This is a genomic window from Kitasatospora sp. NPDC089913 (assembly GCF_044748625.1).
Classification (GTDB): Bacteria; Actinomycetota; Actinomycetes; order Streptomycetales; family Streptomycetaceae; genus Kitasatospora.
Map to the genome: position 1 here is coordinate 25,664 of NZ_JBIVGI010000040.1, position 26,210 is coordinate 51,873.

A 26,210-nucleotide genomic window follows, 5' to 3' on the forward strand; every position below is an offset into this window, starting at 1 on the left:
GCAACGGACTGCGGCGGAACGCGGGCGGCCCCGGACGGCGCAGTGCCGTCCGGGGCCGCCCGGTCGTCCGGAGCGTGGTCCGGTCAGACCTTCAGGTACTTGCGGAGGGTGAAGAAGGCCGCGATGCCGGCCATGCCCATACCCACCACGACCAGCAGCGGTATCACCGCGAGCACCGAGGAGAGGCCGATGAAGTGGATGAACTGCACCCGCTCGGCCAGCCAGCCCTGGACGAAGAAGTGCCCGCCGAGCAGCAGGCCGGAGGCCATCACCGCGCCCAGCAGCGCGGAGAACGCGGCCTCCGCGATGAACGGCATCTGCACGTAGAAGTTGGAGGCGCCGACCAGGCGCATGATGCCGGTCTCGCGCCGCCTGCTGAACGCCGACACCCGGACGGTGTTGACGATCAGCAGCAGGGCGACGAAGAGCATCAGCACCATGATCACGAAGGCCGCCGTCTGGAGACCGTTCAGCAGGCCGAAGAGGTTCTCCAGGATCTTCCGCTGGTCCTCGACCGACTTCACGCCGGGCTTTCCGGCGAAGGCGCTCTGGATGACGTCGTACTTGGTCGGGTCCTTCAGCTTAACCCGCCAGGACTGCGGGATGGCGTCCGGGCCGAGGACGGAGATGAGCGGGTTGTCCGGGTTCATCTCCTTCCAGTGCTTGTACGCCTCGGTGGAGTTCTCGAAGGTCGAGGACTGGACCACCGAGTCCATCTTGTCCAGCTGGGTCTTGATGTCGGCGATCTGCTGGTCGGTGGCCGCGCCCTTGTCGCACTGGGGCGAGTTCCGGGCATCGGCCTTGGTGCAGAAGTAGATGCTCACCTCGACCTTGTCGTACCAGTACCCCTTCATCGAGTTGACCTGGTCGCGGACCAGGAGGGAGGCACCGGCGAGGGCGAGGGAGAGCGCGACACTGACGACGACCGCGATGGTCATCGTCAGGTTGCGGCGGAGACCCACACCGATCTCCGACAGGACGAACTGCGCGCGCATGCGTTCAACAACTCCAGGGTCGGTACTGCTGGTCGGAGGAGGCGGGCGGACGGCCCACGGGTTCAGCGCCGAGCGGTCAGTGCTGGTACCCGTAGACGCCGCGGGCCTGGTCGCGGACCAGCAGCCCCTTGTCGAGCTCGATGACGCGCTTGCGCATCTGGTCGACGATGGCCTGGTCGTGGGTGGCCATCAGCACCGTGGTGCCGGTGCGGTTGATGCGGTCGAGCAGCTTCATGATGCCGACCGAGTTCTGCGGGTCGAGGTTGCCGGTGGGCTCGTCCGCGATCAGCAGCATCGGGCGGTTGACGAACGCCCGGGCGATCGCGACGCGCTGCTGCTCACCGCCGGAGAGCTCGCCGGGCATCCGGTCCTCCTTGCCGCCGAGGCCGACCAGGTCGAGCACCTCGGGCACCACCTTGCCGATGGCGCTCTTCGGCTTCCCGATGACCTCCAGCGCGAACGCGACGTTCTGCGCGACCGTCTTGTTCGGCAGCAGCCGGAAGTCCTGGAAGACGGTGCCCAGCTGGCGGCGCATGTGCGGCACCTTCCAGTTGGACAGCTTGCCCAGGTCCTTGCCCAGGACGTGCACCTCGCCGGTGCTGGGCCGCTCCTCGCGCAGGCACAGCCGCAGGAAGGTGGACTTCCCCGAGCCGGACGAGCCGACCAGGAAGACGAACTCACCCTTCTCGATCTCCAGCGAGACGTTGTCCAGGGCGGGACGGTTCTGCTTGGGATAGGTCTTGGAGACGTTGTCGAATCTGATCACGGCTGCATCACGGAGGCCATCCTAGGCGGCGCCAGTCCTCGGTCGGTCCGCCCCCCGGCATGCCCGGCCCGGGGCGGGCGAGGGGAGCGGAACGGCCGCTCCCGGCTTGGGACCATACGCGAAGGCCCGCCCGGCCCGCAGGTTCAGGGAGTGACAGCGGCAGAAAACTGGGGGAGAATGCCCGGTTATGCCCTGAAAATTGGGAGCCATCTCACAGCCCGGGGGCCGGAACGGCCGGAACCTGGCAGAGTGGAGGTTGCGGTCGGGCCCGACCGCTCCGCCGCACAGGGCACAACGAGGAACCAAGGCCCGCTCCGGTGCGTTGGCAGTAGCAGCGAGGAGGAGATCGCATGACCTGCGACCATCTGGTGTGCGCCAACTGCAACGGCCGCGTCAGCGAGGGCCGCTGCCCCGCCTGCCGGGCCACCCGGGCCAGGCTGCAGGAGCAGCAGGGTCCGTTCGCCGCGCTCTCCCCCGCGATGCTGCTGGCCGTCCTGGCCGGACTGCTCGCGGTGGTGCTGCTCGCGCGGCAGGCACTGGCCTGAGGAAGGTACCGGCGGTACCCCGAACCACCGGCGGACGTACACGGTGGACATGCACGAACGGGAAGGGCCCCGACCGGAGTTCCGGTCGGGGCCCTTCCCGTTTCGGCCGCTGCCTGCGCCGAGCACCGCGCGTACCGACTACTGCGCGCGACTACTGCGCGGCGGTCTCGCGCTGCTTGCGCCAGCGGATGCCGGCCTCGATGAAGCCGTCGATGTCGCCGTCCAGCACGGCCTGCGGGTTGCCGGCCTCGAACGCGGTCCGGACGTCCTTGACCATCTGGTACGGGTGCAGCACGTAGGAGCGCATCTGGTTGCCCCAGGAGCTGCCGCTGTCCTTGAGCGCGTCCATCGCGGCGCGCTCCTCCTGGCGGCGCCGCTCCAGCAGCTTGGCCTGGAGGACGTTCATCGCGGACGCCTTGTTCTGGATCTGCGAGCGCTCGTTCTGGCAGGAGACGACCACACCGGTCGGGATGTGCGTGATGCGCACCGCCGAGTCGGTGGTGTTGACGCCCTGGCCACCGGGGCCGGAGGCACGGTAGACGTCGATGCGCAGCTCCGACTCGTCGATGTCGACGTGGTCGGACTGCTCGACGACCGGGAGCACCTCGACACCGGCGAACGAGGTCTGCCGGCGGCCCTGGTTGTCGAAGGGCGAGATGCGGACCAGGCGGTGGGTGCCCTGCTCGACCGAGAGGGTGCCGTAGGCGTACGGGGCCTTCACGGTGAAGGTCGCGGACTTGATGCCGGCCTCCTCCGCGTACGAGGTGTCGTAGACCTCGGTCGGGTACCCGTGCCGCTCGGCCCAGCGCAGGTACATGCGCATCAGCTGCTCGGCGAAGTCGGCGGCGTCCACGCCACCGGCCTCGGCGCGGATGTTGATCAGCGCCTCGCGGGCGTCGTACTCGCCCGACAGGAGGGTGCGGACCTCGAGCTCCTCCACCGCCTTGGCGACGGCGGCCAGCTCGACCTCGGCCTCGGCGCGGGTGTCCGCGTCGTCCTCGGCCTCGGCCAGCTCGAACAGGACGCCCAGGTCGTCGATGCGGCCGCGGAGGCCCTCGACCCGGCGCAGTTCGCCCTGGAGGAAGGAGAGCCTGCTGGTCACCTTCTGCGCGTTCGCGACGTCGTCCCACAGGGTGGGGGCGGCTGCCTCCTCCTCCAGGACCGCGATGTCGGCCCGGATCTTGTCCAGGTCGAGGACGGCCTCGATCGACCCCATGGTCGTATCGAGGTTCTTGAGCTCTTCGGAAGGATCGACGGCTGCCACGCCCCCAGGGTAATGGTTCCCGGGGTGCACATGACGCCCCCGGGGGTCCCCGAGGCCCGGAGTGCGCCGTCGGGGCGGCCACCCGGGGCGCGGACGGCGCCGGTCAGGGAGCCCGCGGAGCCGTCGCGGAGGTGGCCGGGCGCGGGCCGGGACCGGCGTCCGGCACGGTCGCGGCGAAGGCGGTCCAGGCCGCCGCGGCCCCGGCCAGCAGCAGGATCGTGGCCAGCAGCACGGCCAGCATCCGGCGGCGGCGCAGCAGCGCCTGGCGGTCGCGGCGGTGGGCGCTGCCCGGGGCGGTCCGCTGGGCCCGCGACTCGGCCGCGTACGAGGCCAGCTCGTGCGCGGAGGGGCGGCGCAGGCTGGTGTGGGTGTCCCGGGTGGAGTCCGGGGCGGCGCCCGGCACCAGCGGGACGGCCGGGCCGCGGCGGCGCTTGTGGGCGCCGGGGGCGGCGTCCACCTCGGCGTAGACCGCCTCGCCCGGGGTCAGCTGCTCCTCGGCCGGGGCCCGGCCCTGCTGCGGGACTGCCAGCACCGGCAGTCCGGCCAGGGCGGGCAGCTGCTCGCGCAGCCGGGCCGCCAGCTCGGCTGCGCGCAGCCGCGAGGCCGGGGCCTTGGCCAGGCACTCGGCGATGATCCGCCACAGGCCGTCGGGCAGGCCGGGGATCGGCGGCACCTGTTCGGTGACGTGCCGGCGCAGCACCGCCCCGGTGTGGCCGCCGCCGAACGGGGTGAAGCCGGCCAGCAGCTCGTAGAGCACGGTGGCGAGGGCGTAGATGTCGACGGCGGCGCGCGGCTCCAGGCCCTCGATGATCTCGGGGGCGAGGTAGTCGGGGGTGCCGATGATCCTGGTCGCCCGGGTGCGGCGGGGGGCGTCGACCAGCCGGGCCACCCCGAAGTCGGTCAGCTTGGCCCGCGGGGCGCCGCCGGGGCCCGGGGCGGCGGCCAGGTCGAGCAGGACGTTCTCCGGCTTGACGTCGCGGTGCACGATTCCGGCCGCGTGGGCGGCGGCCAGGCCGTCGGCGACGTCCGCGATGATCGAGGCGGCGGCCTGCGGGGGCAGCGCGCCGTCGCGCTCCAGCCGGGAGCGGAGGTCGGTGCCCTGGACGAGTTCCATCACCAGGGCGAGGTCGCTGCCGTCCACCACCATGTCGCGCACGCCGACCACCCGGGGGTGGTCGAGGCTGGTCAGCGCGGCCCGTTCCTGGACGAAGCGCCCGACCAGCACCTGGTCGGCGGCCAGGTCCTCGCGGAGCAGCTTGACCGCGACCGGACCGTCCGGGCCCTCGCCGAGCCAGACCGTCCCGGCCGAGCCCCGGCCGATCACCTGGTGGACGGTGTAGCGGCTGCCGATCTTGCGTGCCAATGCTGCTCCGTGGGCGGCGGGAGCGCCCCGGGAGGGTCCGGTGCACTCGGTGGGGCGGGACAACAGCGACCAACCTACGCGCCCGGACACCCTCCGCGGGCCGCCTGAGGCCGCTCGGCGGGCGGGAAAAGGCAAGAATTCCCGGGAAGTGTCGACAAAACGTCAATTCCACCGGCCGGAGGCGGCGCCGGGCCCCGGCACCGCCCCTCCCTCAGCGCGCGGCCGTCATTTCTTCGAGTTGAAGACGTCGCCCACCCAGTCCTTCGCGGTGGTGAACCAGTCCTGGACGTTGGCCCAGTACTCGGGGAGCGGGGTGAAGTTCCACAGCGCCACCGCTGCCACCGCCAGCACCAGCAGCACCATCAGGCAGCCCTTGAGACAGCCCAGGCCCGGGATGTACATCCGGTTGCGGCTGCGCGGGCGCGGCTCGCGGCGCGGCGTCTCCCGGGGCGCCTCGCGCGGCGGCTCGGCCCGGCGCTGCGGGGGCTCGCGGTGCTGCGGCGCGGGCGGCTCGGCCCGGCGCGGCGGAGCGGCGGGGGCGGCGGCCTCCCGGCGCGCGGCCGACCGGGACGGCGCGGGGGCCTGCGGCTGCTGCTGCCCGTACGGCTGGCCCTGGCCCTGCTGCGGCTGGTTGTAGCCGCCGGGCGGCTGCGGACGCCCGGCGGCGGGCTGCTGCCCGCCCGGGCCGCCGCGGTACGGCGGCGGGGCGACCGGCGGGCGCTGGGCGTAGCCGGGCGGGGCCTGGTGGTGGCCGCCGCCCTGCGGCTGCTGGCCGGGCTGCGGGTAGCCCTGCGGCTGCTGGCCGGGCTGCGGGTAGCCCGGCTGGTAGCCCTGCGGGGGCCGGTACCCCGGCTGCTGCTGGTGCTGCTGCGGGTAGCCCTGGTGGCCCTGCTGCTGGTGGCCCTGCCCGGCCTGGTAGGGCGCCGGGGCGACCGGCGGGGCCTCGAAGTCCTCCGGCTCGAAGTAGCCGATCTCGGTCTGCTGGTTGCGGTCCCGGGCGGCCCGCAGCTGGGACTGCCACGGGTGCGGCGCGTCGGCCTGCGGCGGCCCGGCCGGGGGCGGCGGCACCGCGGCGGGCGGCATCACCCGGGTCGCGGCCGCGGGGTCGTACGGTGGCGGCTGGGTACCCATCACCCGGGTGGCCGCCGCCGGGTCGTACCCCTGGCCGGGCTGGGCGGGGGCGCCCTGGCCCGCCGGGAGCACCTGGGTGCGGTCCTCGGCGTCGAACGGCAGGCCGGCCGCGCCCGGACCGCCCAGCGGGCCCTGGCCCGCGCCGTCCGCGCTGCCGGGCACGACCGTCGGCCGCGGATCGGGCACCAGCAGCGCGCCCACGGCCAGCGCCGCGTCCACCGCCGCCGGGGAGGCGTGCACGCCCACCCCCGCCGCGACCACCCGCAGCGCGCGCGAGAGCGAGACCGCGCCGGGCCGCTGCGCCGGGTCCTTGCGCAGGCAGCGCTCGATCACCGTCCAGAGCGGCTCGGGCATGGTGGACGGCCGCTGCGGCTCCTGGGCGAGGTGCGCCTGGAGGATCGCCAGCGGGTTGTCGCCCTGGAACGGCTGGCGTCCGGTGACCAGCTCGTACAGCATGATCCCGGCACCGTAGACGTCCACCGCGGAGGTCTGCGGACGGCCCTCGGCCGACTCCGGCGCCACATAGGCGGGAGTGCCGACGAACTCGTGGCTGCGGGTGATGCCCGGGGAGTCGGCGAGCCGGGCGATACCGAAGTCGGTCAGCATCGGGTGCATCTGCTCGGTGCCCTCGACGACCGCGGTGGCGAGCAGCACGTTGGCCGGCTTGAGGTCGCGGTGGACGATGCCGTCGTCGTGGCTGGCGGCCAGCGCGTCGGCGACCTGGGCCATCAGCAGGGCGCCCGCGATCGGGCTGAACGGACCGTTCTCGCGCAGGTAGCGGGACAGGTCGGGGCCGTCGACGAGGTCCATCACCAGGGCCAGCAGCTCGCCCTCGACGACCAGGTCGCGGACCTTGACGATGTTCGGGTGGGTGAGCCGCAGCAGCAGCGAGCGCTCGCGCAGGAACCGCATCACCACATCGGGGTCGGCGGCGAGCTCCTCGCGCAGGATCTTGATCGCCACCTGCTGCCCGGGCGCGGTACCGGGGACTTCGACGTCGGCGCGCACCTGACCGCGCCAGACGGTGCCGGTGGCCCCTCGTCCGAGGGTCTCCTCCAGCAGATACTTGCTCCCGACTGGCCGCACCTGTCGCACTCCTCGCCGTGCCGCCCGCGCGGGCGGCTCCTCCGCCGGTGCGGTGAGCCTGCCGGGCCCGTGTTTCCGGCCACTCTAACGGGGCCCGTTCACGTTTTTGGGTCGACCGGCAGGGCGTTCGCCCGGGTTGGGGGACATCCCCTACGGGAAGACCCGCAGGGCCCGCCGGCGGTTCCACCGGGGCCGCCGGGCCTGCCTTCCCGGGCACCGGTTGACCTGACTCTCCGTCGCCCCCGAACATGGCGATGATCGCAAGATCGTCAAATCCGGTACCGTGCGCGGACTGTCCGTGACGGATGGCAGGATGACACTCGCCACTCTTGTGGCCCAACCGGTGTCGCGGCCACCCCCGCTCCCCCGCGGCGGCCCCGCGCAGCGGCACAACGGCGTCACACCAGCAGAAGGGACCGCGGGCGAGATGCAGATCCGGCTGACCGTCCTCCGACCGCGCAGCGGCCCGGCAGTCGCCGGCACCGCCATCCCGTACGTGGACGTGCTGGTCACCGCACCCGTGGGCACCGCGCTCGGCTCCCTCGCCGGGGCGCTCGCGGGCGCCGTCGGCGTGCGCGGACCGCGGGCCGCCACCCATGTGCACCTCTACGCCGGGGCGCGCCGGGTGGACGAGCACACCCTGCTCGGCCATCCCCCGCTGCTCGACGGCGCCGTCCTCTCCCTCAACGAGCCGGACCCGACCGCCGACGACCCGGACGACACCCCCGCCGCCGCCGAACTCCGCGTCGTCGGCGGCCCCGACGCCGGCGGCGTGCACCGGCTGCACGGCCGGGAGATCCGGGTCGGCCGCTCCGGCGAGGCCGACGTCCCGGTCGACGACCCCGACGTCTCGCGGCTGCACCTCGCGCTGCACCTCGCCGAGGACGGCACGGTCACCGTCCGCGACCTCGGCTCCACCAACGGCACCACCGTGGACGGGCGGATCGTTCCGCCGGGTGCGCCGGAGGAGGCCGTCCCGCTCGACGGCACCGGCCTGCTGCGACTCGGCGAGACCACTCTGCGGGTGACCGTGCCCGACCCCCGGGACGGCTCCGGGCCGTCGGCCCGCGCCGCACTCCCCGACGGCCACGGCCACCTCCAGCTCGCCGCCCCCGCCCCGGCCCGGACCGCCCCGCCGGTCACCGAGCCGCCCAGCGCGCCCGAACCGCCCACCGGGCGCGGCCGCGGCCTGCTCTCGCTCCGGCTCGGCCGCTCCGCCGCCGAACCGCCCGAGGAGAGCGCCGAGCGCCACCACGCCGCCGTCCGCACCCGGCAGGCCGCCGCCCAGCGCGAGCGCTGGCCCGACCTCGCCACCCTCCTGCTCAACGCGGTCGGCCGCGGGCCCCGGCTGTGGGAGCGCGGCCCCGGCCACCCCGACGCGCTCACCCTGCGGCTCGGCACCGCCGACCGGCCCGGCGGCCCCGGCACCTCGCCCGGCACCGTGCTCCCCGCCGTCCCGGTCACCCTCGACCTGCAGACCGCCGGCAGCCTCGGCCTCAGCGGCCCGCGCGAGCGGCTGGACGCGCTGACCCGCGCCGTCGTCGCCCAGCTCGCCGCCCTGCACCCGCCGACCGGACTCAGCCTGGTCGTGGTCGACGCCGACCCGGCGCGCACCCCGCAGGACCGCGTCGACACCTGGGCCTGGGCCCTGTGGCTGCCCCACCTGCGCCCCGCCGAGGGCCAGGACTGCCGGCTGCTGCTCGGCCTCGACGACGAGCAGGCCGCCGCCCGGCTCACCGAGCTCACCACCCGGCTCAGCGGCCCGGTCGGCCTCGGCGGCCACCCCGCCACCGTGGTCGTGGTCGACGGCCGCCCGGCCACCGAGGCCGCCCGGCAGGCCCTCGACCTGCTGCTGCGCCAGGGCCCGGCGGTCGGCATCTTCCCCGTCTGCCTCGCCGAGCAGCCGGAACTGCTGCCCCGAGGCCTCGGCGCCACCGCGCTGATCACCGGCGAGGTCGGCACCCAGCTGTCGCTCGACCGCCCGGGCCCGGTCGCCCGCGGCCGCGAGACCCTGCACGAGATCTCCCTGGACGCCGTCTCCGACGCCTGGGCCGAGCGCCTCGCCCGGGTCCTCGCCCCGCTGCGCGAGGCCACCCCGGCCAACCGGGGGCCGCTGCCGGACGCGCTGCGGCTGCTCGACCTGCTCCAGCTGGACACCGTCACCCCGGCCAAGCTCTCCGCCCGCTGGGACGCCCACGCCGGCGGCATCGGCGCCGCCACCGCCCTGCTCGGCACCACCCGGGACGAGCTGTGCGTGCTCGACCTCGCGGACCCCGAACTCACCCTCCCCTCCCCCGACCCGGGCGGCCCGCACCTGCTGATCGGCGGCGCGCGCGGCTCCGGCAAGACCGAGCTGCTGCGCACCCTGATCGCCTCGCTCGCCGTCTCCGAGCGGCCCGAACGCCTCGCCGTCAGCATCGTCGAGGGCCGGGCCACCGAGGACGGACTCGCCGGCTGCACCGAACTCCCGCACGTCACCGGCCTGGTGAACGCCGGTACCGACCCGCGCGCCGCGCTGCTCGCCGCCGAGGCGCTGGAGGACGAGCTCGCGCTGCGGGAGCGGCTGTTCGACGGCCTGGACTTCGCCTCCTGGCACGCGGCCCGCATCCTCGACGGTGAGCCGGTCCCGGTCCCCGCCACCGTGGGCGCGCCCTCGGCGGCGAGCACCGCGCGCATCATCCAGCCGCGCAGCCCCGAGGCCGTGGTGGCTCCCGCGGCCGCCGCCGGGCCCTGCCCGCCCCGGCTGGTCGTCGTCGTCGACGACTACGACGCCCTGCTCGCCCCGACGTCCCCGGCCGGTCGCCCGCTCGCCCGGGCCCTGGCCGCCGTCGCCCGCCGCGGCGGGCCGCTCGGCGTGCACCTCGCGGTCACCACCGGGCGCCCGGAGGAGACCACCGGCACCGAGGTCGACGACGCCGCCCTGCTGCGGATCGCGCTGCGGACGGACGACCCGGCCGACTCCGACCTGCTGATCCACCTCGGCGACGCGGCGGCCCTGCCGGACTCGACCCCGGGCCGCGGCTACCTGCGCCTGCCGGACGGCGGCGTCACCGCCTTCCAGACCGCCCGCATCAGCGGCCGGATCCCGCGGACGGCGACCCTGCGCCCCACCGTCGTCGCCATAGACCCGCTCACCCTCGGCGCCCCACCCGCCCGCCGCCCCGTCCGCGAGCTGGGCAACGGCCCCACCGACCTCGCCCTCCTCGCCAGCGCCCTCCAGCGCGCGGCGGCCCGCTGAACCGTCGGACTCGGTGATGGAGGACGGTCGGGAGACGGACTCCACGCGTACGGACACCGGGCGGCGAGTTCCGCACGCAACGAGACTTCCCGTGCCAAGGACCGATTGTGCTCCTGAAGCTATATTCGTTGCCGCAGGAGCCCGAAACGGCCGTGGGGCCCGCTTGCACCGGGCCCCACGGCTTCGTTCCGTGCTGTGATCAGGCGTTGTTCTGCTTCGGCTCGTCGCCCGGCTTGTCGGTGATCGAGCGGCCCAGGACCGCCGTGTGGCCGACCACCGTGCCCGCCTTGCCGAAGTCGCCGTCGGCGACGACGACCTCGCGCTCACCGAGGAACTCGTGGGTCTTCGGCTCGAAGATCCACTCGGTCCGGAGACCGCTCTCCTCGTGCGCCACGGCCACGCCGTGGCGGCCCGAGGCGTCCACCGAGTCCGCGGCCGCGGTGACACCGGGGATCTTCGCCGCCGCCCGGTAGAGGGCGGCGCTGACGGCCGGCGGGGCGATCTGCTCGCGCAGCAGGTCCCCGATGGTCGCGAACGCCTGCTGGTCAGGGGTGCGGCCCTGGCCCTTGGTCTCGGCGTAGATCTTCTTCAGCAGCGCGTCCGGGTCGGTCGGCAGAGCCGCCAGGTACTTGTAGGTGGGCGCGCTGATGGTCGGCTTCTTGGTCGGGTCGAGCCACAGCCCGCCGTCGGGACGCGGCGCGGGGCGCTTGTCCCCCTCCTTGGCGGCGGCCTCGCCGGCCTTGCCGGCCTTGCCCTCCTCCTTCAGGACGCCCCACTGGCTGCCGTCCACCGACAGCCAGATCTGGCGGCGGTGCGGCGCGTCGACCTTCGCCTCGCCGGTGGCCAGGTTGTAGCCCGCGAAGGACACCAGGCTGTCCACGTAGACGAACTGGTTCTTGCCGGGCTTCGGGTCGGGCTTGCCGGCCGCGGTGTCGGCGGCCTGGGTCAGCAGCTCGACGGCGGCGACCGGGGCGGCGTTCAGCGTGGTGCCGCCGCTCTCGGCCGGCTGCCCGCCCTGGACCTGCTGCCCGCTCTGCTGCTGGGCGAGCGGGGCCCTGGAGGCCGCGCCGTCACTGCCGCCCGGCAGGACCATCGCCAGGGCCAGACCGCCCGCCAGGGCCGGAATCGCCACCCAGCCGAGCTTGCCCCGCCGGACCCGCGCGGGCTTGGTGTCCCGGATCTCACTCATCAGATGTCCCCTCAACAGCCGGTGGCGGTCGGAGGAGAGTTCGGGCCGTGCCGGCGGCGGCAACAGCCGGGCCAGCTCGGCACGCTCGTGCTCGTTCATCGGTTCGTCTCCCGTGTCGACCGGGCCGCATCGGTGCGGCCAACCCGTACCTGTCCGGGCTCGGAGCGGAGTTCCCGCCCTTTTCGCAGTTCTTCCTCGGCGAGCGCCCGGAGCTTGGTGCGGGCGCGCGAGAGCCGCGAACGCACCGTTCCGACCGGCACCCCGAGCGCCTCGGCGGCACTCGCGTAGTCGAGCCCGGCCCAGACGCAGAGGCCGAACACCTCCCGCTCCGCCTTCCGCAGGCGCTCCAGCGCCCGCCGCGCGGCGACCAGCTGGGCGCTGTCGTCGAGCCGCCCGACGAGCTCGTCGGCGAAGTCCGGCACCACGTCCCTGGCCGGCAGCCGCTCCATCGCGGCCCGGTGCCGCCGGGCCGCCCGGGCGGTGTTCCGCAGCACGTTGGCGGCGACCCCGAACAGCCAGGGGCGGACCGGCTCGTCGCTCTCGCGCAGCTTGTGGCGCAGCCGCCACGCCTCCAGGAAGGTCAGCTGGACGATGTCCTCCGCGACCGCCCAGTCCCCCGAGACCCGCACCGCGTACCGGTACAGGTCGTCCGCCGCCTCGTCGAACAGCTCCCCGAACGCCCATTGGTCCCCGTTCCGTATCCGTCCCCGCTGTGACAGCTCCACACCTCCACCTGTCCGCAGCGTCGAAGCGGTTCCGACGTGGTTCCGACGGGTCTCGGGAACGGCTCAGGAGCAGTAGGTGTCGCGGTCGGCCAGGGCGAGGCCGGTCACCCGCTCGGCGTCGACGGTGAACTCGTACCGCCGCCCCGCTCGATCCGGCCGGTCCCGGCCCACAGGGTGTACTTGCCGTCCTTGCCGGGCTGGAGCCCCTGGGCCTCGATCAATCCCCTCGTTCGGGGGTCACCGTATCGAACACGGGTGCACACGAAGCGGCGGGCCCGCGTCCACCAGGGACGCGGGCCCGCCGTCGAACCGCTACCGCCTCGTCAGCGCATCGAACCCGTGCGGAGCAGGGTCCGGATGACACGCATCGCGACGGAGAGGCTGGACAGCTCGTAGTTGTCCGAACCCCTTATGTCGTCGAGGGTGCTCTTGGCGCGGTTCAGCAGGGTCGCGTTGAGCTCCGCCCAGGCGGTGTACCGCTCCTCCGGGCTGGCGCCCTCGGGGCCGCAGGCCAGGATGTCGGCGGTCAGCGCCGCGTGGGCCGCGAAGAGGTCCTCGCGGATGGCGGCGCGGGCCATGGACGACCAGCGGTCGGTGCGGGGCAGCTCGATGATGCGGTCGAGCAGGTGGGTGATCTGCAGCCGGTCGGCGAGGTCGTAGTAGAGCTCGGCGACCTGGGCGACGTCCTTGCCGGACCGGTCCGCGACCTCGGTGATGTCCAGGGTCGGGAAGGTCGAGGACAGGCCCGCGATCCGGGTGGCGAGCTCCTCCGGCACACCGGCGCCGGCGAGCTCCCCGTAGACGTGCTCGAACCAGGCCAGGTCCTCGCCGCGCAGCGGCTTGGGCAGCGAGCCCCACACCTGGTTGACCCGGTCGTGGAAGAACTCGATGGTGCCGGCGATGTCCAGCGGCTGGCGCCGGTTGTTGAGCATCCACCGGGTGGCGCGCTCGACCAGACGGCGCGAGTGCAGCCGCATCTTGGTCTGGGCCCGGGCGGGGACCCGGTTGTCCAGGCCCTCGATCTCGGACCAGATCTCCTCGAGGCCGAAGACGGCCCGGGCGGCGGTGTGGGTGCGGGCGACCTCTTCGTAGGTCGCGCCGGTCTCCTCCTTCAGGCGGAAGGCGAAGGTGCAGCCACCGCGGTTGATCGTGTCGTTGACGATCAGCGTGGTGATGATCTCGCGGCGCAGCGGGTGCCGGTCGATCTGCTCGGCGAACCGGACCCGCAGGGCGCTGGGGAAGTACTCGTGCAGCGCGGTGCGGAAGAACGGGTCGTCGGGCAGGTCGGTGGCGAGCAGCTCGTCGGCCAGGGTGATCTTGGTGTACGCGAGCAGCACCGACATCTCGGGCTGGGACAGGCCCCGGCCGTTCTGCTGGCGCTCGCGGATCTGCCGCTCGGTGGGCAGGAACTCCAGGCCCCGGTCGAGCTGGCCGGCCGACTCCAGGCGGTTGATCATCCGGGAGTGGACGTTGACCATGCTGTGCGCCTGGGCGACCGCGTTGGCCAGCACCACGTTCTGCGCGTAGTTGTTGCGCAGCACGAGGTGGCCGACCTCGTCGGTCATCTCGGCGAGCAGGGTGTTGCGCTGCTTGACCGTCATGTCGCCGTCGGCGACCACCTGGTTGAGCAGGATCTTGATGTTGACCTCGTGGTCCGAGGTGTCCACACCGGCCGAGTTGTCGATGGCGTCGGTGTTGATCCAGCCGCCGGTGTTCTCCGGGCCGCCGGAGGCCGCGTACTCGATGCGGCCGAGCTGGGTGCAGCCGAGGTTGCCGCCCTCGCCGACGACGCGGGCGCGGACCTGCTCGCCGTTGACCCGGATGGCGTCGTTGGCCTTGTCGCCGACCTCGGCGTTGGTCTCGGTGGAGGCCTTGACGTAGGTGCCGATGCCGCCGTTCCAGAACAGGTCGACCGGCGCCTGGAGCACGGCCTTCATCAGCTCGGCGGGGGTGAGCCGGGTGTCGGAGACGCCCAGGGCGGCCCGGACCTGCGCGGTGAGCTGGATCGACTTGGCGCTGCGCGGGAAGATCCCGCCGCCGGCCGAGATCAGCGACCTGTCGTAGTCGTCCCAGGAGCTGCGGGGCAGCTCGAACAGGCGGCGGCGCTCGGCGTACGAGGCGGCCGCCTCCGGGTTCGGGTCCAGGAAGATGTGGCGGTGGTCGAAGGCGGCGACCAGGCGGATGTGCTCGCTGAGCAGCATGCCGTTGCCGAAGACGTCGCCGGACATGTCGCCGATGCCGACGACGGTGAAGTCCTCGGACTGGGTGTCGACGCCGAGCTCGCGGAAGTTGCGCTTGACGGACTCCCAGGCACCGCGGGCGGTGATGCCCATGCCCTTGTGGTCGTAGCCGGCCGAGCCGCCGGAGGCGAACGCGTCGCCCAGCCAGAAGCCGTAGGACTCGGCGACACCGTTGGCGATGTCGGAGAAGGTCGCGGTGCCCTTGTCCGCGGCGACGACCAGGTAGGTGTCGTCCTCGTCGTGGCGGACCACGTCGGCCGGGTGGACGACCTCGCCGCCGACCAGGTTGTCGGTGATGTCCAGCAGCGCCGAGATGAAGGTCTTGTAGGACGAGATGCCCTCGGCCAGCCAGGCGTCACGGTCCACCGACGGGTCCGGCAGCTGCTTGGCGACGAAGCCGCCCTTGGCGCCGACCGGCACGATGACGGTGTTCTTGACCATCTGCGCCTTGACCAGGCCGAGGATCTCGGTGCGGAAGTCCTCGCGCCGGTCGGACCAGCGCAGACCGCCGCGGGCGACCTTGCCGAAGCGCAGGTGCACACCCTCGACCTGCGGCGAGTAGACCCAGATCTCGAACGCCGGGCGCGGGGCCGGCAGGTCCGGGATCGCCTTCGGGTCGAACTTCATCGACACGTAGGAGTGCCAGGCGCCGGTGCCGTCGTGCTGGAAGAAGTTGGTCCGCAGGGTGGCCTTGATGAGGTGCAGGAAGGAGCGCAGGATGCGGTCCTCGTCCAGCGAGACGACCTCGTCCAGCGCGCCGTCCAGCTCCTCCAGGATGCCCTCGGTCAGCTCGAGCGCGCCCTGCTGGTGGCTGGGGCTCAGCCGGGCCTCGAAGAGGTTGACCAGCAGCCGGGTGGTGTGGGTGTTGTTGCGGAGCGCGTCCTCCATGTAGTCCTGGGAGAACGTGGAGCCCGCCTGGCGCAGGTACTTGGCGTACGCGCGCAGCATCATCGCCTGGCGCCAGGTCAGCCCGGCGGTCAGGACCAGCTCGTTGAAGCCGTCGTTCTCGGCCAGGCCGGTCCAGGTGGCGGCGAAGGTCTCCTGGAAGCGGTCGCGGGCCTCGTCGGTCAGCTCGACGGCCTCGCGCAGCCGCAGGCCGAAGTCGTACACCCAGGCGGTGGTGTGGTCGGAGCGGGTCAGCGCGTACGGGTGCTCGTCGAGCACCTCGACGCCCAGCCGCTGGAGGACCGGCAGCACCTCGGTGAGCGAGATCGGGCCGCCCACCCGGTAGATCTTGAAGCGGCGCTCGTCGTCACCGGCGCCGACCGGCTGGTAGAGGTTCAGCCGGAAGTCGCCCTCGCCGTGCAGCGACTCGATCTGCTTGAGGTCCGCGACCGCGGTGCGCGCGGTGAAGTCGGCGCGGTAGCCGTCGGGGAAGGCGTTGGCGTACTTGCGGGAGAGCTCGGCCGCCTTCTCCTCGCCCAGCTCGACGTGCAGCTGGTCGTTGAACCCGTCCATCCAGAACCGGGCGGCCTCGGCCAGCTTGGCCTCGATCCGCTCGATCTCGGCGTCCGTGAGGTGCGGGAGTTCGCTGCCGGGGGTGACCCGGACGACGAAGTGCAGCCGGGTCAGGACCGACTCGGTCGACCAGACCGTGTAGTCGATCGAGGCGCCGTTGAGCTCCTGCATCAGGATGTCCATGAGGCGCAGCCGGATGCGGGTGGTGTAGCGGTCGCGCGGCAGGTAGACCAGCGCGGAGAAGTAGCGCCCGTACTCGTCCTGGCGCAGGAACAGCCGCAGCCGGCGGCGCTCCTGGAGGTAGAGCACGCTGGTGGCGATCTGCAGCAGCTCGTCGGCCGGGGTCTGGAAGATCTCGTCCCGGGGGAAGGTCTCCAGGATCTGGAGCAGGTCGCGGCCGTCGTGGCTCTCGGTGGAGAAGCCGGAGTCGACGATGACGTCCTGGACCTTGCGGCGGACGACCGGGATGCGGTTGACCGACTCGGTGTAGGCGGCGGCCGAGAACAGGCCGAGGAAGCGGCGCTCGCCGATGACCTCGCCGTTGGCGTCGAACTTCTTCACGCCGACGTAGTCGAGGTAGGACGGGCGGTGCACGGTCGCCCGGCTGTTGGCCTTGGTGAGGACGAGCAGCTTCTTCTCGTGGGCCTTGGCGCGGACCGGCGCGGACAGCCGGCCGAAGGCCTCGCTGACGGCGTGGTGCTGGTCGTCGTGGCCGATCGGGTCGGAGCGCAGGATGCCGAGGCCGGTCCCGGCGACGGCCTTGAGGACCTCCTCGCCCTCGTGCTCGACCAGGTCGTACTCGCGGTAGCCGAGGAAGGTGAAGTGGTCGTCGGCGAGCCAGCGCATGAGCTCCCAGGCCTCGCCGACCTCCTGCTCGGGCAGGCCGGCCGGGGGCTGCTCGGCGAGCTCGTCGGCCAGACGCAGCGCGGAGTCGCGCATCTTGGTCCAGTCCTCGACGACCTCGCGGACGTCGCCGAGCACCCGGCGCAGGCCGGTCTCGATCTCGCGCAGGTCGTCGCGGTCGGTCTCGCGGTCGACCTCGATGTGCATCCACGACTCGACGGTCGCGTCGGCCGGCCACTCGGTGCCGGCGGCCTGGCTGCGGGCGCAGGCGTCGACGTCGAGGATCTCCAGCAGCTTGCCGGTGATGTCGCGGCGGACGACCAGCTGGGGGTGGATGACGATGTGGATCGCGCGGTCCTGGCGGGACAGCTCGTTGGTCACCGAGTCGACCAGGAACGGCATGTCGTCGGTGACGACCTCGACCACGGTGTGGCCGCAGGACCAGCCGTTCTCCTCGACCGAGGGGGTGTGCACCCGCACCTCGGCGGTGCCCTGGGGGCGCTTGAGGCCCAGGCGGTAGTGCGAGGCGGCCGCGCCGTAGACGTCGACCGGGTCGCGGTCGACCAGGTCCTCGGGCGCCGTGTGGAGGTAGTAGTGGTGCAGGTACGCGGACAGAGCGCCGTTGCTCAGTCCCTCCCCCGGCGCCGCTCCCCCCACCTGGCTGTTCTCAGCGGCTGCTGCTGCCTTCCTGAGCAGTTCGGCCTTGGCTGCGTCCAGCTTGGTCTGCATGACTTCTTGGCTCCTGTCGCGCGCCGTTGCGTGACTCGGTGGTGGTCTCGGTGTCCACCGCCGGGGTCTTCCGCAATCCTGCCGCACCATCCAGCTGAAAAGGCCCCATGGCGCGCATGGAACACCTCTGCAGCGGGTAGGACGCAACGTTCGGCCTGCGGAGCCACCCGACGACGCCAGCCAGCCTAACGGGATCAATCGAAGGTGTCAGGGGACAAGCAGGCGCAAACCTGCAGGAAGATCGGGCCGTCCTGGACAGCTTGTCCAATCAGCCTGCCGGTTTGCGCCGAAAGCCGGAACTTCGTGCGGAGCACGTGTGCGGACCGTCGGCATTCAGCCCATGTGCGGGTGAACGTGGGTGGTCGGCGGCACGAACGTCTCCTTGATCGACCTCGCCGAGGTCCAGCGCAGCAGGTTCTGCGGCGCGCCCGCCTTGTCGTTGGTGCCGGAGGCCCGGCCGCCGCCGAAGGGCTGCTGGCCGACCACGGCACCGGTCGGCTTGTCGTTGATGCAGAAGTTCCCGGCCGCGAACCGCAGCGCCTCCAGGGCCTGCGCGATCGCGTAGCGGTCCTGGGCCACCACCGCGCCGGTCAGCCCGTACGGGGCACCCCCGTCGACCCGGCCGAGCACGTCCTCCCAGCGGGAGTCCTCGTAGACGTGGACGGCCAGGATCGGACCGAAGTACTCGGTGCGGAACATCTCGTTGCGGTGGTCCGAGGAGACCAGCACGGTCGGGCGGACGAACCAGCCGATCGCGTCGTCGTACTGGCCGCCGGCCACCAGCTCCACCGTCGGATCGGCCTTGGCCCGCTCGATCGCGTCCCGGTTCCGCTCGAACGCGCGCCGGTCGATCAGCGCGCCCATGAAGTTCGACAGGTCGGTGACGTCGCCGACGGCCAACGCGTCCACCTCGGCGAGCAGGTCGTCCTTGATCCGCTGCCAGATGCTGCGCGGCAGGTACGCGCGGGACAGCGCCGAGCACTTCTGGCCCTGGTACTCGAAGGCGCCCCGGATCAGCGCCGCCTTGAGGATCTCCGGATCGGCCGAGCGGTGCGCCAGCAGGAAGTCCTTGCCGCCGGTCTCGCCGACGATCCGCGGGTACGTCCGGTAGCCGCCGATGTTGGCACCGATGGTCTGCCAGAGCGACTGGAAGGTCGCGGTGGAACCCGTGAAGTGCAGCCCGGCCAGCGCCGGGTCCGCCAGCGCCACCGCGGACAGCTGCTGCCCGTCGCCGGTGACCAGGTTGATCACCCCCGGCGGCAGCCCGGCCGCCTCCAGCAGCCGCATCAGGTGGTGGGCGGCCAGCGTCTGGGTCGGCGCCGGCTTCCACACCACGGTGTTGCCCATCAGCGCCGGCGCGGTCGGCAGGTTCCCGGCGATCGCGGTGAAGTTGAACGGGGTGACCGCGTAGACGAAACCCTCCAGCGGGCGGTGGTCGACGCGGTTCCACACCCCGGGCGAGGAGACCGGCTGCTCGGCCAGGATCCGCCGGGCGAAGTGCACGTTGTAGCGCCAGAAGTCGATCAGCTCGCAGGCCGAGTCGATCTCCGCCTGCTGGGCCGTCTTGGACTGGCCGAGCATGGTCGCCGCGTTGAGCGTCTCCCGCCACGGCCCGGCCAGCAGGTCGGCGGCGCGCAGGAAGACCGCCGCCCGGTCGTCGAAGCACAGCCCGCGCCAATCGCGCCCGGCGGCCAGCGCGGCGTCCACGGCGGCCCTGGCGTCCTCCCGGGTGGCGTTGCCCAGCACACCCAGCTTCGCCGCGTGGTGGTGCGGCTGGACGACGTCGATCCGCTCGCCGCCGCCGAACCTCTGCTCGCCGCCGACGGTCATCGGCAGCGGGACCGGTTCGGCCGCCAGTTCGTCCAGCCGGCGCACCAGCCGCTCCCGTTCCGGGCTTCCGGGCGCGTAGCCGAGCACCGGCTCGTTGCCCGGGACCGGGACGTCGGTGACTGCGTCGATGGGCATGGGCGGGCTCCGCTCCTGGTGGGGCGGCCGGCCCGTTCCGACGACGGGCCCGGCACCCGTCCAGCCTGACCAGCCCGGGGGCGCCGCGCCCGCCCGGACACGCCAACGGTGGAGTGGCGCGCGCCACTCCACCGTCGAACGGCGGGGCCGGTACCGGTGCGGTGCCGGTCCGGGCTCTGTCCGCCGCGGGGCCGCCGCCGGTCCGGGGCCGGGAGACGCCGGTCCGGGGCCGGGGAGCGCCTCAGCCGGCGATCCGGCCCGCCAGCTCCACCGCCTCCGCCAGGCTGTCCACCACCGGCACGCCGACCGGCTCCAGCTTCTCCCTGGTGTGCGAGCCGCCGGTGTAGAGCACGGCGTGCGCGCCCGCCTCCAGCGCGGCCAGCGCGTCGTCCGCCGCGTCCCCGATCAGTACGGTGCGGGCCGGGTCCACCTGCGTGCCGAGCGCCGCCAGGTGCCGGACCAGGTACTCGGCCTTCTGCCCGCCGGCCGGGCCGCTGCGCCCGTCCACCCGCAGGAACTGGCCGGTCAGACCGAAGCCCTCGACGACCGGCAGCAGCCGGTCGTGCTCGTACATGGACAGCAGCGACTGGCTCCGCCCGGCCGCGCGCCAGTCGTCCAGCAGCTCGCGGGCGCCGTCGGTGAGGCCGCAGGCGACGCTCAGCTGGCGGTAGCGGTCGTGGAACGCGTCGTCCAGACGCAGCCACTCGGCCTCGGAGGGCAGCCGGCCGAGCAGCCGCTGGTAGAACCGGGGGATCGGGATCTCGTACTGCTCGCGGTACTCCTGCAGCGTCATCGGCCCGACACCGATGGTCGCGAAAGCGGCGTTGCTCGCCCCGAGCACCGCTTCCATGTCGTGGAAGAGCGTTCCGTTCCAGTCCCAGACGATATGAGTGCGCACGTCTGAACGGTAGCGCCGCGCCCGGCCGGACCGGTAGGACGGGGCTCACGGTGCAGGGGGGCCGGACGCCGGGGCACGGTGTGCCCGGGGCGGGCCCGGGCACACGACCCGGCGCGGTCTCAGGCCAGCAGACCGGCGATCTCCTGGGTGGCGAACCACAGCAGGTCGTGGTCCTCGGCGCCGTCCACGGTGAACTGGGCGTCCTGGTCGCCCGCGTCCGCGGCCGCCACCGCCCCGACCGCCGCCGCCACGTCGGCCACCACGTCGCGGTCCGCGACATCGGCGTGCACGGCGGCCGCCTTGGCCAGCTTCAGCGGCCCGGCCAGCACCACCCGGCCCAGCGAGGCCTGGTCCTGGTACTCGTCGCCGGGGAACGGCGTCACGGCCGAGTCGGCGACGTCGAGCGCGATCACGACCCGGCGGCGCGGGGCGTCCGGCTCGGCGGCCAGCAGCCGGAGCGAGGACTGGGCGGCCCGGTTGAGCGCCGCGTACTCCAGCTCCTCCAGGTCGTCGCTGACGTACCACTCGCGCAGCGCGGGCGTCACGGCGTACGCCGCGGACTGCTCCAGCGCGCCGCCCGAGTGCGCCGCCGCCAGGCCGGTCAGGGTGGTGGGCACGTACACGCGCATCGGTGGCACTCTCCGGTTCGTCCAGCGGCACAGCTTCCAGCGTCCCCAAGAATAAGCTCCGGACGCGGCTCCGCGATCACCCGTGCACCCGTCGGCCGTCCCGGCGGGCCCGCGCGCGCCCCCGCGGGCCCGCCGCCCCGCCGTTCCGGGGCCCGTCCCGCCGGCCGTCCCGGGTCAGCGGGCGGCCTCCAGGGCCCGGCGGCAGGTGGTCAGCGCGCTCTCCAGGACCGGGCCCCGACGGGACGGATCCATCATGTTCGGCCCCATCACGGCGAGGTCCGCGGGGGCGGGCGCGAGCAGGTGAACCCGGACGCCGCCCGCCCGCAGCAGCCCGGCCTCGCGTTGCAGCTGCCGGGTCACCGCCCTGCGGTAGCGGCCGACCACCTGGGCGAGCACCCCGCGCGGGAGGTCCAGCCCGCGCCGGGCGCGCGCGAATACGGACGCGCCCGGGACGGACTCCGCGTGCCCCGGTTGCGCACGGCCCGGCGGGTCGCCCCACAGCGCCATCGGCGCCAGGACGTACACCTCGTCGAGGCCCCGGTCGAGCAGCAGGTCGGCGTTGGTGGCCGACCAGCAGCCGCCGTCCACGTAGTCCGCGCCGCCCACCCGGACGGGGGCGAACCAGCCCGGGATCGCGCAGGAGGCCATCACCGCCTCGCCGACGCCGGCGGGCGGGGCGTCCGGGTCGCCGAAGACCACCCGGTGGCCGCTGCGGTAGTCCACCGCGACGACCCGCAGCGCCGGGGCCCGCCCGGCGAACCCGGGCGGCGCGAGCCCGTCCGCCCCTGTCGTCGCCGTCGTTCCCGTGCCCCCGGCCGCCCCGGTGCCGCCGAACAGACCGCCGACCAGCGCGCCCACCGGTTCCAGCGAACCCCGGCCGTGCGGGGCCATCGCCGAGACCAGGGTGAGCAGCGGGTACTCGCGCGGGTGCCGCACGGCGTCCCGCAGCAGCCCCGGCGAGCCGATGCCCGCCCGGGGCCGCGGCGGCAGCGCGCCACCGACCGCCGTGTCGTAGTCGAAGTCGACCCCGGCCAGCGGCCCGGACGTGATCGGCAGTCCCCGCTGGTGGTCCCGGAGCTGCTCGGCGCCGACCCCGGCGGCCAGCAGCGCGCCCAGGATCGCCCCGGCCGAGGTGCCGAGCACCACCTCCGCGTCACCGGCCCGGCGGCCGGTGGCCTCCTCCACCGCGCAGAGCGCGCCGACCGTCCAGGCCGCGCCGAGCATGCCCCCGCCGCCCAGCACCAGACCGCGCCGGGGAGCGCCGGCGGCCCGCGGTGCCGTCGGCCGTGACCCGGATACCCATGTCGTCATGCCGGCCGCCTGTCCTCGTCGGGGCGGTACTGCTCCGGAGCGGGCGCGCGACGGACGGCCCGCCCCGGCTCCGGTCTCCGATCCTGCGCGCCGACCGGCCCGGGCCGCAACGCCCGTCCTGGCGAAACCGACCGTCCTCTTTCGGGCTTTCCCGCCCTTCCCGGTGCGTCAACCCGGTGCCGACCGACTCGGCCCGAACCCGTTCCCGCAGGGGCCGACTCACCCGGATAGGTGAATTTTCCGGAGGCGGGAGCACCCCGCGCAAAGCCGTTGCCGCCCGCTGCGGACGGCCGCTAACAAGGAACCCGTCCGCACCCGCACCACCCCCACCGCACCGCAGCACCCCGGCCCGCAGCAGCAGCCCGGGCCCCGACCCGCCCGCCGCCCCGAGGAAGGCCCATGACCTCGTGTCCGAACCGCGCCGCTCCCCCGCCCGCGCCGCCCGCCGTCCTGTCGGCGCGCCCGTACCGCCCGCGCGGCACCGCCCGGGACCACCGGGCGCCCGCCGAACCGCGGCGACCCCGCCACCCCCGGGCGGCCTGTGCCGACCCGCCGGGCCACGACCCGCGGAGCGGCCTGAGTACGCGGTTCGCACACCGGCTGGTGGAGGTGCTGACCGGCTCCCGGCCGTCCGGGCAGCTGCTGCGCCACACCACGCTGGACTGCTACGGCCAGCTGTCGGCCCTGGTCCGGGCCGGCACCCTACGCGGGACGCGGGGCGGCGAGCGGCCGCGGCTCGGCCCGGTGCACGACCGTTCGCCGGCGCCGGGCGCGGTCGAGGCCTGTGTCCGGGTCGACCTCGGCGGCCGGCACCACATGGTGGCGTTTCGGCTGGAGCCGCGAGGGCCCTCCGGCCAGTGGCAGTGCACCGCCGTGGAGGCCCGATGAGCCGCCCCGGAGCGTACCCGCCGCCGCAGCCCCATCCGTACGCTTACGCGGCAGCGCCCCCGGCCCCGCCGGCCCCGGGAACGACGCCGGGCGCCACCCCCGTACGGGAATGGCGCCCGGCACGGCGGCCGACCGGACCGGTCGGCCCCGCCTCAGCTCTTGCGGCGGCGGCCCTTGGCCGACTTGGCGGCCTTGCGGCGCTCGGCGCGGGTCAGACCGTCGCCCTCGTCCTCGGCACCGAGGTCGTCGAACTCGCCCTCGACCACACCGCCGCCGACCTCCTCCGAGGGGGCCGTGTAGTGCAGCCGCTGCGGCTTCGGGGCCTCCAGGCCCTTGGCCTTGATCTCCGGACGGGGGGCGTCCTTCTCCAGCTTGTCGAGCATCACCTGGGCGTCCTCGACCGGGACCTCCTCGACCTGCTGCTCGACCTGGACCTCCAGGTTGAACAGGTAGCCGACGGACTCCTCCTTGATGCCCTCCATCATCGCGGTGAACATGTCGAAGCCCTCGCGCTGGTACTCGACCAGCGGGTCGCGCTGCGCCATGGCCCGCAGACCGATGCCCTCCTGGAGGTAGTCCATCTCGTAGAGGTGCTCGCGCCAGCGGCGGTCCAGCACCGAGAGGACGACCCGGCGCTCCAGCTCGCGCATGATCTCCTCGCCGAGCTGGTCCTCACGGGCGCCGTACTGGCCCTGGACGTCCTCCTGGATGGCCTTGGTGAGGAACTCCGGGGTGAGGCCCGCGGCGCCGCCGGCCTCCTCCTCCAGCTCGGCCAGGTCCAGGGTGACCGGGTAGAGCTGCTTGAGCGCGGTCCAGAGCTTCTCGAGGTCCCAGTCGTCCTCGAAGCCCTCGCCGGTGGCGGCGTTGACGTACGCCTCGACGGTGTCGTCCATGAAGTGGCCGACCTGCTCCTGCAGGTCCTCGCCCTCCAGGACGCGGCGGCGCTCGCCGTAGATGACCTCGCGCTGGCGGTTCAGCACCTCGTCGTACTTGAGGACGTTCTTGCGGATCTCGAAGTTCTGCTGCTCGACCTGGGTCTGCGCGGAGGCGATGGCCCGGGTGACCATCTTCGACTCGATCGGCACGTCCTCGGGCACGTTGGCCATCGAGAGCACGCGCTCGACCATGCCGGCCTTGAACAGACGCATCAGGTCGTCGCCGAGCGACAGGTAGAAGCGGGACTCGCCCGGGTCGCCCTGACGGCCGGAGCGGCCGCGCAGCTGGTTGTCGATCCGGCGGGACTCGTGCCGCTCGGTGCCGAGGACGTAGAGGCCGCCGGCCTCCTTGACCTCGTCCTGCTCCGTCTTCACGGCCGCCTTGGCCTTCTCCAGCGCGGCCGGGAACGCGGCCTCGTACTCCTCCGGGCTGTCCTCCGGGGTGAGCCCGCGCTGCGCCAGCTCGGCCGCCGCGAGGTGGTCGGCGTTGCCGCCGAGCATGATGTCGGTGCCTCGGCCGGCCATGTTGGTGGCGACGGTGACGGCGCCCTTGCGGCCCGCCTGGGCGACGATCTGCGCCTCGCGCTCGTGGTGCTTGGCGTTCAGCACCTCGTGCGGGATGCCGCGCTTGCGCAGCTCCTGCGACAGGTACTCGGACTTCTCGACCGACACGGTGCCGACCAGCACCGGCTGGCCCTTCTCGTGCTTCTCGGCGATGTCCTCGACCACGGCCGCGAACTTGGCCGGCTCCGACTTGTAGATGAGGTCGGGCTGGTCGATGCGCAGCGGGTTCTTATTGGTGGGGATCGGCACCACACCGAGCTTGTAGATCTGGTGGAACTCGGCGGCCTCGGTGGTACCGGTACCGGTCATACCGGCCAGCTTGTCGTACAGGCGGAAGAAGTTCTGGAGGGTGATGGTGGCCAGGGTCTGGTTCTCGTTCTGGACCTCCACCCCTTCCTTGGCCTCGATCGCCTGGTGCATGCCCTCGTTGTAGCGGCGGCCGGCGAGGATACGACCGGTGTGCTCGTCGACGATCATGACTTCGCCGTTCATGACGACGTAGTCCTTGTCGTTCTTGTACAGCTCCTTGGCCTTGATGGCGTTGTTCAGGAAGCCGACGAGCGGGGTGTTCACCGACTCGTAGAGGTTGTCGATGCCGAGGTAGTCCTCGACCCGGGTGACGCCCTCCTCGAGAATGCCCACGGTGCGCTTCTTCTCGTCGACCTCGTAGTCGCGGTCGATCTTCAGGCGCAGCACCAGCTTGGCGAAGTCGGCGTACCACTTGGTCGCCTGGTCGGCCGGGCCGGAGATGATCAGCGGGGTCCGGGCCTCGTCGATGAGGATCGAGTCGACCTCGTCGACCACCGCGAAGTTGTGGCCGCGCTGGACGAGCTCGTCCTTCGACCAGGCCATGTTGTCGCGCAGGTAGTCGAAGCCGAACTCGTTGTTGGTGCCGTACGTGATGTCCATCGCGTACTGGCGCTTGCGCTCGGCGGGCGTCATGTTGCCGAGGATCACGCCGACCTCGAGGCCGAGGAAGCGGTGCACCCGGCCCATCCACTCCGAGTCGCGCTCGGCGAGGTAGTCGTTGACCGTGATGAGGTGCACGCCCTTGCCGGTCAGCGCGTTCAGGTACGCGGGCAGGGTGCCGACGAGGGTCTTGCCCTCACCGGTGCGCATCTCGGCGACGTAGCCGTGGTGCAGCGCGGCGCCGCCCATGATCTGGACGTCGTAGTGCCGCTGGCCGAGCACGCGCTTGGCGGCCTCGCGGACGGTGGCGAAGGCCTCGGGGAGGATGTCGTCCAGCGACTCGCCGTCGGCGAGCCGCTGCCTGTACTCGTCCGTCAGGGCGCGAAGCTCGGCGTCGGTGAGGTTGACGAAGTCCTCTTCGATGGAGTTGACCTGGGCGGCAATCCGCTGCAGCTTGCGAAGGATCTTGCCTTCGCCGGCGCGCAGGATCTTGTCGAAGACGGACACGTGAGCGGGCTCCTTGCCTGTATTGGCACTGG

The 26,210-nt window shown here is 73.2% G+C and carries 16 protein-coding genes; 3 read left to right on the plus strand and 13 right to left on the minus strand.

The annotated features are described in order from the left end of the window. Positions 1 to 83: 83 nt before the first annotated feature. Together ftsX and ftsE are read right to left on the minus strand one after the other, a co-directional pair. Positions 84 to 995 carry a permease-like cell division protein FtsX gene (gene ftsX / locus ACIPYS_RS36730; protein ID WP_093861902.1) on the minus strand — a complete coding sequence of 304 codons (912 nt, stop codon included), beginning with the start codon at positions 993 to 995 and terminating at the stop codon, positions 84 to 86. A gap of 76 nt (positions 996 to 1,071) precedes the next feature. Continuing rightward, complete coding sequence (gene ftsE, locus ACIPYS_RS36735) at positions 1,072 to 1,761, minus strand: cell division ATP-binding protein FtsE (RefSeq protein ID WP_030394280.1); 690 nt, start codon at positions 1,759 to 1,761, stop codon at positions 1,072 to 1,074. Positions 1,762 to 2,111: 350 nt separating this feature from the next. Here ftsE and ACIPYS_RS36740 point away from each other — a divergent pair, with 350 nt between their 5' ends. After that, positions 2,112 to 2,306, plus strand: coding sequence for a hypothetical protein (locus ACIPYS_RS36740; protein WP_045938705.1), 195 nt, complete (start codon positions 2,112 to 2,114; stop codon positions 2,304 to 2,306). A 151-nt stretch (positions 2,307 to 2,457) separates the two neighbouring features. On the opposite strand, the gene prfB is transcribed toward ACIPYS_RS36740, so the two are convergent. The 3 genes from prfB to ACIPYS_RS36755 all read right to left on the minus strand — a co-directional run bounded on the left by prfB (position 2,458) and on the right by ACIPYS_RS36755 (position 7,150). Continuing rightward, on the minus strand, positions 2,458 to 3,570 hold the full coding sequence (prfB, locus tag ACIPYS_RS36745) for a peptide chain release factor 2 (protein ID WP_093861901.1): 1,113 nt from the start codon (positions 3,568 to 3,570) through the stop codon (positions 2,458 to 2,460). Between the two features lie 103 nt (positions 3,571 to 3,673). After that, positions 3,674 to 4,933, minus strand: a complete 1,260-nt coding sequence (locus ACIPYS_RS36750; RefSeq protein WP_093861900.1) for a serine/threonine-protein kinase — start codon at positions 4,931 to 4,933, stop codon at positions 3,674 to 3,676. Positions 4,934 to 5,158: 225 nt separating this feature from the next. Then, positions 5,159 to 7,150, minus strand: coding sequence for a serine/threonine-protein kinase (locus ACIPYS_RS36755; RefSeq protein ID WP_400754475.1), 1,992 nt, complete (start codon positions 7,148 to 7,150; stop codon positions 5,159 to 5,161). Positions 7,151 to 7,577: 427 nt separating this feature from the next. Here ACIPYS_RS36755 and ACIPYS_RS36760 point away from each other — a divergent pair, with 427 nt between their 5' ends. After that, complete coding sequence (locus ACIPYS_RS36760; protein WP_400754478.1) at positions 7,578 to 10,388, plus strand: FtsK/SpoIIIE domain-containing protein; 2,811 nt, start codon at positions 7,578 to 7,580, stop codon at positions 10,386 to 10,388. Positions 10,389 to 10,587: 199 nt separating this feature from the next. Here the strand turns inward: ACIPYS_RS36760 and ACIPYS_RS36765 are convergent, their stop codons facing one another. The 7 genes from ACIPYS_RS36765 to ACIPYS_RS36795 form a co-directional block, all read right to left on the minus strand. Continuing rightward, positions 10,588 to 11,676, minus strand: a complete 1,089-nt coding sequence (locus ACIPYS_RS36765; RefSeq protein ID WP_400754481.1) for a CU044_5270 family protein — start codon at positions 11,674 to 11,676, stop codon at positions 10,588 to 10,590. Continuing rightward, complete coding sequence (locus tag ACIPYS_RS36770; RefSeq protein ID WP_231977759.1) at positions 11,673 to 12,302, minus strand: RNA polymerase sigma factor; 630 nt, start codon at positions 12,300 to 12,302, stop codon at positions 11,673 to 11,675. The genes ACIPYS_RS36765 and ACIPYS_RS36770 overlap by 4 nt, the downstream gene beginning before the upstream one ends. A 323-nt stretch (positions 12,303 to 12,625) precedes the next feature. After that, positions 12,626 to 17,572, minus strand: coding sequence for an NAD-glutamate dehydrogenase (locus ACIPYS_RS36775; protein ID WP_093861896.1), 4,947 nt, complete (start codon positions 17,570 to 17,572; stop codon positions 12,626 to 12,628). A gap of 333 nt (positions 17,573 to 17,905) precedes the next feature. Then, the gene (pruA, locus tag ACIPYS_RS36780) at positions 17,906 to 19,531 is read right to left on the minus strand and encodes an L-glutamate gamma-semialdehyde dehydrogenase (RefSeq protein ID WP_400754518.1); all 1,626 of its coding nucleotides are present in this window, start codon (positions 19,529 to 19,531) and stop codon (positions 17,906 to 17,908) included. Positions 19,532 to 19,778: 247 nt separating this feature from the next. Then, complete coding sequence (locus ACIPYS_RS36785; protein ID WP_286158582.1) at positions 19,779 to 20,435, minus strand: HAD family hydrolase; 657 nt, start codon at positions 20,433 to 20,435, stop codon at positions 19,779 to 19,781. 119 nt (positions 20,436 to 20,554) lie between these two features. After that, positions 20,555 to 21,064 carry a DUF6912 family protein gene (locus tag ACIPYS_RS36790; protein ID WP_030394295.1) on the minus strand — a complete coding sequence of 170 codons (510 nt, stop codon included), beginning with the start codon at positions 21,062 to 21,064 and terminating at the stop codon, positions 20,555 to 20,557. Positions 21,065 to 21,238: 174 nt separating this feature from the next. After that, entirely contained in the window at positions 21,239 to 22,375 is a 1,137-nt protein-coding gene (locus ACIPYS_RS36795) for a patatin-like phospholipase family protein (RefSeq protein ID WP_400754487.1), read from the minus strand. Positions 22,376 to 22,774: 399 nt separating this feature from the next. Here ACIPYS_RS36795 and ACIPYS_RS36800 point away from each other — a divergent pair, with 399 nt between their 5' ends. Beyond that, the gene (locus ACIPYS_RS36800; RefSeq protein ID WP_400754490.1) at positions 22,775 to 23,263 is read left to right on the plus strand and encodes an Rv3235 family protein; all 489 of its coding nucleotides are present in this window, start codon (positions 22,775 to 22,777) and stop codon (positions 23,261 to 23,263) included. Between the two features lie 152 nt (positions 23,264 to 23,415). Here ACIPYS_RS36800 and secA read toward each other — a convergent pair whose 3' ends face one another. Beyond that, complete coding sequence (gene secA / locus ACIPYS_RS36805; RefSeq protein ID WP_093861892.1) at positions 23,416 to 26,178, minus strand: preprotein translocase subunit SecA; 2,763 nt, start codon at positions 26,176 to 26,178, stop codon at positions 23,416 to 23,418. Between the last annotated feature and the right edge of the window lie 32 nt (positions 26,179 to 26,210).

Excerpts from the sequence above, each read along its gene's own strand:
- ftsX (WP_093861902.1), bottom strand. The coding sequence starts at position 995 with ATGCGCGCGCAGTTCGTCCTGTCGGAGATCGGTGTGGGTCTCCGCCGC.
- ACIPYS_RS36740 (WP_045938705.1), top strand. The coding sequence starts at position 2,112 with ATGACCTGCGACCATCTGGTGTGCGCCAACTGCAACGGCCGCGTCAGC.
- ACIPYS_RS36760 (WP_400754478.1), top strand. The coding sequence starts at position 7,578 with ATGCAGATCCGGCTGACCGTCCTCCGACCGCGCAGCGGCCCGGCAGTC.
- ACIPYS_RS36765 (WP_400754481.1), bottom strand. The coding sequence starts at position 11,676 with ATGAACGAGCACGAGCGTGCCGAGCTGGCCCGGCTGTTGCCGCCGCCG.
- ACIPYS_RS36775 (WP_093861896.1), bottom strand. The coding sequence starts at position 17,572 with ATGCAGACCAAGCTGGACGCAGCCAAGGCCGAACTGCTCAGGAAGGCA.
- ACIPYS_RS36790 (WP_030394295.1), bottom strand. The coding sequence starts at position 21,064 with ATGCGCGTGTACGTGCCCACCACCCTGACCGGCCTGGCGGCGGCGCAC.
- ACIPYS_RS36795 (WP_400754487.1), bottom strand. The coding sequence starts at position 22,375 with ATGACGACATGGGTATCCGGGTCACGGCCGACGGCACCGCGGGCCGCC.
- ACIPYS_RS36800 (WP_400754490.1), top strand. The coding sequence starts at position 22,775 with ATGACCTCGTGTCCGAACCGCGCCGCTCCCCCGCCCGCGCCGCCCGCC.